Here is an 8,714-nt window from a genome sequence, read left to right on the forward strand (position 1 = left end):
CTATCTCGAAGAACAAATGAAGTCTTCCAATAAAAATAAAAACTGTAAGGCCGTGACCCTTTCAACGATCCACTCCGCTAAAGGATTAGAATGGGAACAGGTTTATCTTGTGGACCTTGTCGAAGGCATCATTCCTGAACGGGAGACGATAAAGGCTGAAAAAAGTGGGCAGAACGAATTATTGGAAGAGGAAAGGCGTCTTTTCTATGTCGGGATGACGCGGGCTAAAAGGCGGGTAATCCTATGCACAATGGATTATTATCATAATAAACGGGTTAAAGCGTCCCGTTTTGTCCGCGAGGCAGCGCTTGTCATGGAAACCTTCGCAAGAAATCATGCTTAATAGGGAGGCGGCAACCCTCCAGAGTAATCTCGCTACAGGGTTAGTAGTCTCCCATAAAACCTTTGGCAAGGGAGTCATCGTTAGTGAGGTGGGGAACGTGATTAATGTTCGTTTCAAAGACGGCTCACAGCGTTCCTTCATGAAAGACATCTGTGAACAACAGAAGTTGATCTGGGCAGACTAGCATTCTTAAGATAGTTTATTTAACCAGTACTCATGTTACTGGACACCACTGCCCGATCGCTGAACACGACTACTCGCGGACCCATCGACCGGATCTAGAACAAGTTGAATTGGGTTTATTAGTTACTCCAGATGGGCTGCCCATAACGCATGAGGTCTTTTTAGGATCAACACCGGATAAGAATACGGTTCCAGACATTCTGAAGCGCCTCAAACAGGAATTTGGGGTCCAGCAGTGTGTTTTCGTCGGGGATCGAGGGATGGTTACCCATAAGAACTTAATTTTATTGGCTAAAGCGGAGTATCCTTACATCGTTGGTTACCACAAGCGGGGCAGGGTGGTTAGTGATGCGCTGTTGGCTTCCTATGCGGATGTTCAAGCTTACACCAAGCTAAAGGATAACCTTTCTTACCTCGAGGTACCCGCTTCGGAGGTGGATGATGAAGAATCTCAAGAGAATGCTCGCTATATTCTTTGTTACAATCCAGTAAAAGCCGTTCAAGACAAAGCCTTTCGTAACGCAGCCTTAGAGGAAGCCGAAAAAGCGCTCACTGAGCTGCAACAGCGTTTAGCTCAACCGAAGCGGGGCAGAAAGCCTGACCCGAAAAGGACGATGGTTAAGGTCGCTGAAATCCTGACGAAAAAGGGTATGCAGACTTTTTTTGAGATTGACTTCGACGGTCAAATGCTTTCCTTTCGTCAGGCAGAAACGGCACTGGTCAAAGAAGCTTTACGCGATGGCAAATTTGTCGTCAAAACCAATACGGACTTATCTGCGGCAGAGGTGGTGCTGTCTTACAAGACGTTGATGAACATTGAACGCGCCTTTCGCGAGATTCAGAACTTCCTCGAAGTCGGTCCCCTTTACCACTGGAATGAGAAACGGGTTCGAGGTCACATTTTCATCTGTGTCTTAGCCTATTTATTGGAGCAGGAATTGCAGGTGCTCTACAGGAGCCAGGGCAAAATGAGGCGGAACAGCGGAACAAGTTCAACTTATCCCCGATGAAGCTGAACGGAAGCAGAAAGAGCAAGAATTGGACAAGTGTTGGTATACAGGAGAGCGCATGGTTGAAGATTTAAGGCGTTGGCATGTTCTTAAGGGCAAATTTCTAGGTCAGGAATTTCTGAGTGTTCCCCCTCCGACACCGATGGTTCAACAGATTTTAACCGATATAGGTATTCCTCTCCCCGAAAAACTCATCGCTTTGGCAAAATAAACAGCAGATGTTTCTTTGATTAACCCCGCGATTTCGCGGGGTTATATGGCCTGTAGTGCAAACTTGTACCTACAAACCCGCACCGTTCTAGGGTGCTGTCAAACATGAGATAAAGACGAAGAAATTTCAATTCTAATGTTTACAAAAAGCTGCAATCTTTATCTTTAGTATATGTAAAATGAAAATTCTAGAAAACTTCATTTTATACGATTGTGTTAACACTAATCTGATTTATCGAATTACAAAAAGGAGGAAATTATTATGGGTTATGGAGATCCGTTAGCAAGTACAGCAGATTTATATGACAGAAGTGCAATTGATTTACTTGCAAGAATGATGTATGGAGAAGCAAGAAGCGAAAGTAATACTGGTCGAACTGCTTGCATGTGGATTGCAAAAAACAGGGTGGCAAGAAACTCTAGTGAGTTTGGAGGCCAGTACTATCAAGACGTTATTTTATATCCTGATGCATTTAAGGGCGTTTGGACTGATGCCGCATTACGTCCGGATCTAAGTTCTACTGCTTGGAATGAATGCTTAAGCATTGCTCAAAGTTACTATAGTTCGAGTGGAAATCCAATTGGTACTTGCTTATGGTTTAATACTAATGAACTCTACAATTCAGTCGTAAATAGTCTTGGACAGTATAACTTTGGAAGCGGGTATGTGAACGTTACCGAAAAATATGTAATAGGTAATCATACTTTCTTCAAAGTTCAAGGTTATTAAAATCTAATTTCTTCTATTAAGAATTACATTACTTAATGTTTAAAAAGCGAGTATTTATCTTTATATATGATATCTACTCGCTTTTTAATGTAAGTTGTGGACTAAATAGCATAGTCAAAAATCTCCCGTCTTTGGTTGGAACAAAGAAGAATCTACTTTAGCCGGAGTCCTATGACAACTATTCTAACGCGGGGGGCGGATAGAGTTCTCTTCTAATTCAAAATCTGATAATGTAAATTTTTCATTGTTATAATTTACTTTTGCTTTAATTGTACCAAAAAATTGTGGCGATACTATTTCTTTAAAAAAATATTCCGGCCCTGCTGTTATTTGAATAATATCGTTTATATCATAATAAATCACAGCGCCATATGTTATATTTTTTAATGTCCACGTTTTAAATTTATTTGTTGTATCCATTTCATATTTATTATTACCTATATTGAATATCAGCTTATTTTGCTCTTTATCGTAACTATATTTAACATTGCTATTGAGTTGATTAATATAATCATCTGGTAAAAATTTTACATCACTATAGAGTTCATTATTACTTGGCTCTAACATATGAAGTTCTTCAATTGCGATACCCGTCCCAGATGCATTATGTAATATAATTAATAGTTCGTCAGCTCCATTATGGTCATAATCAGCAACTCTTATTTTTGGAAGAATAAACCTAGGTGTAAGGTAAGTCCAATTAAAAGTCTGAATATGCGATCCTTGCCTTAAAACAACTCCAGTATAATTTAAATTATTCAATCCATACAAATAAATATCATGATCCGGAATTTCTGCTATTAATGGGTAATTCGAATTATTAAAAGTATCAGCATTAGTAAGCTTTGTCTCTTTTAAATCTTCGATTGTAATATTTTTTAATTCTTTTTTATCAATTACAATATCATCAACTTTAGTATGATTTACATAATTTAATGTTATCAAAGCACTAGCACTGAGTATAAGAAATATAATAGCACCGCCTATAATTATGTTTTTATATTTTTTTACAGTGTAAAAATTTTTCATTATATTTCTCCTTGAAATTCTCTATATTTAGCTTAGTATTAATTTCCAATTTTGTCTACTTAAATTTTTATCTTAACTTTCGCACCCTTGTTTACACTGAACCCCATAGGTGAGACACAAATTTGAAAAAAATAGGTTATACTGGTAACCTGAGTAAAACAAGAAGAAACTTTAGCCCGGAATTTAAAGCCCAGCTTGTCCTTCAATTACTGAGGGAAGAAAACACAGTCAATGAGTTCGCTGCCAAACATCAGATTAGTCCTGTCGTGATTGGCCGCTGGAAGACTGAATTCATGGAACGAGCGTCTGAAGTATTTAAGAAAGGTCCTTCTGACGCCGAACAAGCACTACTAGAGAAGGAAGGACAAATTGCTGAGCTTGAGCGCAAAGTTGGCCAATTGACCATTGAAGTCGATCGCATGAAAAAAAATCTAAAGAATTGTTTAACAGAAAATAGTCGTATGAATCTTGTTGAACACCATCATGAGCATTTGACGGCGAAGCGTCAGTGTAAGCTTTTATCAGTCAACCGTAGCAGCACAAATCGGAAACCGAAGGTTACCGGACCGGATGAAAAAACGATTGAAATCATGCACAAGATCGATGCAATTCATACCGCCCATCCTACGTTTGGATATCGCAAAATCACGGATATTCTTTGCGGTGAGGCCTTAATCAACCATAAGCGCGTCCAGCGTTTAATGAGACAGATGGACATAATTACGATTTATTCGAAACCCAATCTGAGCAAGCGTTATCACGCCCAATATGTAAAGCCTTACCTGTTGAGAAATTTAAAGATCATTCGTCCCAACCAGGTTTGGGGCGTAGATATATGCTACATCAAAAAGGAAAAGGGTTCATGTACCTCTTCATTATTATCGACTGGTATAGCTGGGACATCGTGGACTATGAACTGTCCAGTACCCTGGAGAAGGGTTTTGTTATGACCTGCCTGAAGCGAGCCTTTAGTCGCTGCAAACCCGAAATCATGAACAGTGACCAAGGAAGTCATTTCACGAATCCAGATTATATCAAGCTTTTAGAGGATAACGGCATCCGGATTTCCATGGATGGCCAAGGACAGGACTTGGACAATGTGAGGACAGAACGTTTCTTTCGCAGCATCAAGTATGATGACATCTATATCAACGATTATCGCACTCCAAGAGAGCTTCGAAAGGGCATCAATGAGTACATGGTCATGTACAAATTATAATACCAATTATGTTTACTTAGGTGGCTCGTTATTTATATATTCACACATAGAACTTCTAAGTAAGTAGGTATAGCTTATTGCGGGCAATAAATTGCGTTCCATAAGTACAAACAGCATATCTCCAAGGATGTAAAAAGGCAGAAATTGCGGTTGTATTGCCGCAATTTTCTGCTTTTTTCTGTTTTTGTTGGAGAAGGTGAAAATGATGCAAAGAAAATAGATACCAGATGTTTACAAAAATGGACATCCCATCTCTTTAGCAGTTGAAGGGTGGTATGCCTGATGATTGTGGATCTGATTGTCCAATCACAGAAATGTGACAGCGATGCGACTTTAACACTTATAAAAAAATTTGATCCATTGCTAAAAAAGTATGCTTATAAGCTCCATTATGATGATGCCTATAACGACCTTCTTTCTGATTTTATTGAACTTCTCAAGAATATTCGGCTTGACCGCATGCGCGATACAACAGAAGGGATCCTTGTTTCCTATATATACACATCTATCCGCAGCAGCTATATTAAAAGATTAATAGCCTTGAAAAAACTTCATAACATTATATCGTATTCGGCCATTAGTGATAGCGAACTTTATTATACTGAAGCTGCATCGGCTACCTCGGACACATATTTCGAACTTGAATTGGCAGGTATAGACTATGTACTGACTGAATCGGAATTCAACATTGTCAAAATGATCTATCTATTGGGTTATACCGTAACGGAAACCGCATCTATTTATGGAATCAGCAGACAAGCAGTCAACCAGACGAAAAAGAGAGCTTTGCAAAAATTAGGAAAAGGGGTTAGAACAAGCATTGAATAGGAGGAATTAAAGTGAATACATTTTTAAATGATTTTAGAATAATGCTTGCTCTGTTAGGAGGTGTTTTAGGATGGTTACTAGGGGGTTTTAATTCTTTGGCCTACGCGTTGGTTGCGTTTATGTCAATTGATTATATTACCGGTGTTCTGTTGGCAATTTATGAAAAGAATGTTTCAAGCGATATCGGATTTAAAGGTATCTGCAAAAAGGTATTGATATTTGTCCTAGTCTCATTGGGAAATATTATCGACCAATATATCATCGGTTCAGGCAGTTCTCTCAGAACAATACTGATCATGTTTTATCTGTCTAATGAAGGCATCAGCATACTTGAAAACGCTGCAAAAATGGGAGTACCGTTTCCACAAAAACTGAAAGATGTTCTACAACAGATTAATAATACGGATAAAGAATAACGGTTTTGGAAACAAGTTTTACAAATCGATACTTAATATCTCCTTATTAGAGTCTGTTATAAAAAAGAAGAAACAAACCAAGTTAGCGAACAAGTGTGCCCCTCATTCTGAAGTTTTCACTCCTTGCAGGGCTTCCCAAAAGACTTCCAGACACTGAAAAAGGATAGTCACGAAAAAGCACCCTAAAAAAGGGCATAGTACTCCCTTGGGTTCCATTTGGAGTTGGATGCCAAGGTGCATTATTGTTTTTGAGGATAGTTCGACACTTAAGCCGTGCGAAGAAGCGTGTTTTTTCGGTCGTAAATGGCTTGCTCCGCCAGGTGTCGTAATTCTCGATTCCGTTCCTTGGGAACAAAGTATTCCTGAGCATGGTGGATCATACCAAGAATTAAACGGCTCAATTCAGCCAGCCGGAGGTAGGTCTCCACCCGTCTTTGCCCGCGTATCGTCAACTTCTTATGGTGAAAAACATGATTCAGAAGGTTTGCTTCTAAGGCAAAGTTTAGTTCGACTTGTTTGCGGAAATTTAGGCAGGCCTTTGCCAGTTGCGACCCCGAAAGATTGGGGGTTAGCCTCAAAGGAAAACTCAAAGCGTTTCTCACAAGTTCCCCAACGTAAGCAGGAATCGCAGTGAGATGGATCGCCTACGTATTGTACCCTCATATCTTCGGTGTCAAACCCGTCGTACACCGCCAAGTGTCCTTCAGGACACCGCACTCGTCCTTGTTCATCGCAAACTTCAGGACGGATCATGTCCTTCTTTACTTCGGTAAATACGGTCGTATGGTAGGTCTTGTGTGCATCAATCTTATCTTGACTGTCTATGTAACCCATATCTGCCACTAAATTGGGAAGCTGAATATCCAATTTTTTCATTCGTTTCAAAGAAGGAAGCAGCATTTGGCTGTCTGAAGTCTTTGCATGAATCCTACTGAACCTAAAGGCATTGGCCCTTGTGAGCTCCCACAAATCACGGTATTTTTACGGTAGCCGATAAAATACTTATTTTGATTCACTTTAATTCGTTGGCGGCCGACCTTAGCGTCCGTATCGGAAAAACGGGGCTGACACGTACACTTCTCAGGAGTCTTGAAGGTACACTCTTTTTTGAATCCACCGACTGATGCGAAAACAGGACGCGAATTTAAGACGGCAATCATTAGATTCAGGAAGCCTTCCATTTGCTCTGCCTGGTGTAGAAAGGGTTTGGACAGTTCGTTTGTTTTTCATCGTCAATCCCAAGCTGGGCACGAAACCGACTTAAGGCCGCGTGGCTCGGTACTTTGGTTCCATCTATCTCGAGAAAATTACGATAATCCTGATGTTTAGGTTTGGCTAACTCCCTACACATTTGGCGAAATGAAGTAAACTCGGGTCGAGTGAAGTAGAGGATATGCATACGAAACAAAGTAACCCCATCCCAAGGCTTGCGCCCCCGCGGATCAATAAGGGTGGGTCGTGGGAATAACGATCGAATTTCCTCATTGTTAATGAATGAAACATAATCAATGAGTTCCGCGTCAAAACCTAACGTGCTATAATAGAGGGATGAGAACATGTTGAGTTGAATATGCAAGATTTACACCACTTCCTGTGTGATAATATTGGCTCGTTACCTTTATTTTACCGCACAATGGACAGAGGTGTAATTATTTTTTATCGCGAACAGGTGTTTGAGCCATTATTGTTTTTTTGTAACAGACTCTTATAGTACTGACTGAGGTAAATGAGCGTGAAAATCCGTCGGTTGTGTTCAAAACGGCAAAGGGAAACCACGCGAGGGGTCATTATAATCAGCGGCAAATTGACGTAATAATCGAAGAAATACTGCCGGAGCAAATTGTTGATCATAAGAAATCGGTTGGCATCATTTCGCCGTATCGATTGCAAACGGATAAACTCAAAGAGGCTGTAGGAACCCGAAACATCAAAGTGGACACTGTTCACAAGTACCAAGGTCGTGAAAAGGATGTCATTATTCTTACGACAGTTGTGAACGAAATAAATGAATTTGTTGATAATCCTAATTTAATCAATGTTGCGGTTTCTCGTGCGGTGGACAAGTTGATTGTTGTCGTGTCAGCGGACGAAAAAAAAGATAAGTATGGTATTCCGATTTTAAGAATTAAGACAAATGAAAGTGGAGAGGAAACGAAGCTACGTACTAAGCTTAACCAGATTCTTAAATAAAGGACTGAAAATCATGAAGGAAGTAACCGCAGCAATTATCTTAAAAGATAACAGAGTACTGATTGTCCAACGGACACCTGGAGATAAATTAGCAGGCAAATGGGAGTTCCCGGGAGATAAAATAGAACCAGGGGAGACTCCGCAGGAATGCTTAAAGCGCGAAATCCGTGAAGAATTAGATGTTGAGGTAGAAGTCTTGGATCTTTTCGGAGAAAGCATTTTCGCGTATTCCAACGGAACGATTAGATTGATGGCATTTTGGTGCAAGTGGGTTTCAGGGGACCTCGCTTTGAAAGTGCATAGTAAGATGGCGTGGGTAGATCACCATGAGTTGGATTTCTATGACTTTGCTCCTGCGGATATCCCACTGGCGGAAAAGGTGAAGACTGTTATATAGAGTTGGAGCATTTTGGGAATCGTCTATGGCTTATTCTAGAAGTAATTTAGCATAATATCGATAAGAATGAAGTGGGAGATTCAAATTGTTGCAAGAGAAGGAATTTTTCGAAGAGATCGAAGCAATAGGCTTAAATTTAACTGAGCAGCAAAAGAGGGC

14 protein-coding genes and 1 pseudogene are annotated in these 8,714 nt (G+C 40.0%); 10 read left to right on the forward strand and 5 right to left on the reverse strand.

The genetic code is table 11. The features are described from left to right. The 5 genes from VM640_RS12020 to VM640_RS12040 all read left to right on the forward strand — a co-directional run. Window positions 1-343, forward strand: a 343-nt coding sequence (locus VM640_RS12020) for a 3'-5' exonuclease (protein WP_325392518.1), incomplete at its 5' end; no start/stop codon positions are given. Continuing rightward, the gene (locus VM640_RS12025) at window positions 336-527 is read left to right on the forward strand and encodes a hypothetical protein (RefSeq protein WP_325392520.1); all 192 of its coding nucleotides are present in this window, start codon (window positions 336-338) and stop codon (window positions 525-527) included. The genes VM640_RS12020 and VM640_RS12025, both read left to right, overlap by 8 nt. 10 nt (window positions 528-537) lie before the next feature. Continuing rightward, complete coding sequence (locus VM640_RS12030; RefSeq protein WP_325392539.1) at window positions 538-1,536, forward strand: IS1634 family transposase; 999 nt, start codon at window positions 538-540, stop codon at window positions 1,534-1,536. A 58-nt stretch (window positions 1,537-1,594) separates the two neighbouring features. Further along, window positions 1,595-1,747 carry a hypothetical protein gene (locus tag VM640_RS12035; protein ID WP_325392522.1) on the forward strand — a complete coding sequence of 51 codons (153 nt, stop codon included), beginning with the start codon at window positions 1,595-1,597 and terminating at the stop codon, window positions 1,745-1,747. Window positions 1,748-2,008: 261 nt separating this feature from the next. Then, window positions 2,009-2,476, forward strand: coding sequence for a cell wall hydrolase (locus VM640_RS12040; RefSeq protein ID WP_325392524.1), 468 nt, complete (start codon window positions 2,009-2,011; stop codon window positions 2,474-2,476). 183 nt (window positions 2,477-2,659) lie between these two features. On the opposite strand, the gene VM640_RS12045 is transcribed toward VM640_RS12040, so the two are convergent. Beyond that, window positions 2,660-3,505, reverse strand: coding sequence for a hypothetical protein (locus VM640_RS12045; protein WP_325392526.1), 846 nt, complete (start codon window positions 3,503-3,505; stop codon window positions 2,660-2,662). 149 nt (window positions 3,506-3,654) lie between these two features. Here VM640_RS12045 and VM640_RS12050 point away from each other — a divergent pair. The 3 genes and pseudogenes from VM640_RS12050 to VM640_RS12060 all read left to right on the forward strand — a co-directional run. Then, window positions 3,655-4,715: pseudogene (locus VM640_RS12050) on the forward strand (IS3 family transposase); the annotation flags it as partial. A gap of 291 nt (window positions 4,716-5,006) precedes the next feature. Further along, window positions 5,007-5,552 carry an RNA polymerase sigma factor gene (locus VM640_RS12055; RefSeq protein ID WP_325392528.1) on the forward strand — a complete coding sequence of 182 codons (546 nt, stop codon included), beginning with the start codon at window positions 5,007-5,009 and terminating at the stop codon, window positions 5,550-5,552. 11 nt (window positions 5,553-5,563) lie between these two features. Beyond that, window positions 5,564-5,968 (forward strand): phage holin family protein, encoded by a 405-nt coding sequence (locus VM640_RS12060; protein ID WP_414647979.1) that lies wholly within the window; start codon window positions 5,564-5,566, stop codon window positions 5,966-5,968. 266 nt (window positions 5,969-6,234) lie between these two features. Here VM640_RS12060 and VM640_RS12065 read toward each other — a convergent pair whose 3' ends face one another. From VM640_RS12065 to VM640_RS12080, 4 genes are read right to left on the reverse strand one after another with little or no spacing between them, the layout of a single operon-like run. Continuing rightward, window positions 6,235-6,420 carry a hypothetical protein gene (locus tag VM640_RS12065; protein ID WP_325392530.1) on the reverse strand — a complete coding sequence of 62 codons (186 nt, stop codon included), beginning with the start codon at window positions 6,418-6,420 and terminating at the stop codon, window positions 6,235-6,237. A 4-nt stretch (window positions 6,421-6,424) separates the two neighbouring features. Then, window positions 6,425-6,844 (reverse strand): hypothetical protein, encoded by a 420-nt coding sequence (locus VM640_RS12070; RefSeq protein WP_325392532.1) that lies wholly within the window; start codon window positions 6,842-6,844, stop codon window positions 6,425-6,427. 5 nt (window positions 6,845-6,849) lie between these two features. Then, a complete protein-coding gene (locus tag VM640_RS12075) occupies window positions 6,850-7,128 on the reverse strand; it encodes a hypothetical protein (protein WP_325392534.1) in 279 nt (92 codons plus the stop codon). Between the two features lie 5 nt (window positions 7,129-7,133). After that, window positions 7,134-7,544, reverse strand: coding sequence for a transposase (locus VM640_RS12080; RefSeq protein ID WP_325392535.1), 411 nt, complete (start codon window positions 7,542-7,544; stop codon window positions 7,134-7,136). Between the two features lie 137 nt (window positions 7,545-7,681). On the opposite strand from VM640_RS12080, the gene VM640_RS12085 reads away from it, so the two are divergent. Next, window positions 7,682-8,158 (forward strand): C-terminal helicase domain-containing protein, encoded by a 477-nt coding sequence (locus VM640_RS12085; protein WP_325392543.1) that lies wholly within the window; start codon window positions 7,682-7,684, stop codon window positions 8,156-8,158. 13 nt (window positions 8,159-8,171) lie between these two features. Next, window positions 8,172-8,555: a (deoxy)nucleoside triphosphate pyrophosphohydrolase gene (locus VM640_RS12090; RefSeq protein WP_325392537.1), complete on the forward strand. Its 384-nt coding sequence runs from the start codon at window positions 8,172-8,174 to the stop codon at window positions 8,553-8,555. Window positions 8,556-8,714: the final 159 nt, after the last annotated feature.

Source organism: Desulfitobacterium sp., from assembly GCF_035539115.1.
Lineage (GTDB): Bacteria > Bacillota > Desulfitobacteriia > Desulfitobacteriales > Desulfitobacteriaceae > Desulfitobacterium_A.

Bases quoted from the DNA above. Each gene is read 5' to 3' on its own strand.
- VM640_RS12025 (WP_325392520.1), top strand. From the start codon at position 336: ATGCTTAATAGGGAGGCGGCAACCCTCCAGAGTAATCTCGCTACAGGG.
- VM640_RS12055 (WP_325392528.1), top strand. From the start codon at position 5,007: ATGATTGTGGATCTGATTGTCCAATCACAGAAATGTGACAGCGATGCG.
- VM640_RS12070 (WP_325392532.1), bottom strand. From the start codon at position 6,844: ATGAAAAAATTGGATATTCAGCTTCCCAATTTAGTGGCAGATATGGGT.
- VM640_RS12075 (WP_325392534.1), bottom strand. From the start codon at position 7,128: ATGATTGCCGTCTTAAATTCGCGTCCTGTTTTCGCATCAGTCGGTGGA.
- VM640_RS12045 (WP_325392526.1), bottom strand. From the start codon at position 3,505: ATGAAAAATTTTTACACTGTAAAAAAATATAAAAACATAATTATAGGC.
- VM640_RS12090 (WP_325392537.1), top strand. From the start codon at position 8,172: ATGAAGGAAGTAACCGCAGCAATTATCTTAAAAGATAACAGAGTACTG.
- VM640_RS12040 (WP_325392524.1), top strand. From the start codon at position 2,009: ATGGGTTATGGAGATCCGTTAGCAAGTACAGCAGATTTATATGACAGA.
- VM640_RS12035 (WP_325392522.1), top strand. From the start codon at position 1,595: ATGGTTGAAGATTTAAGGCGTTGGCATGTTCTTAAGGGCAAATTTCTA.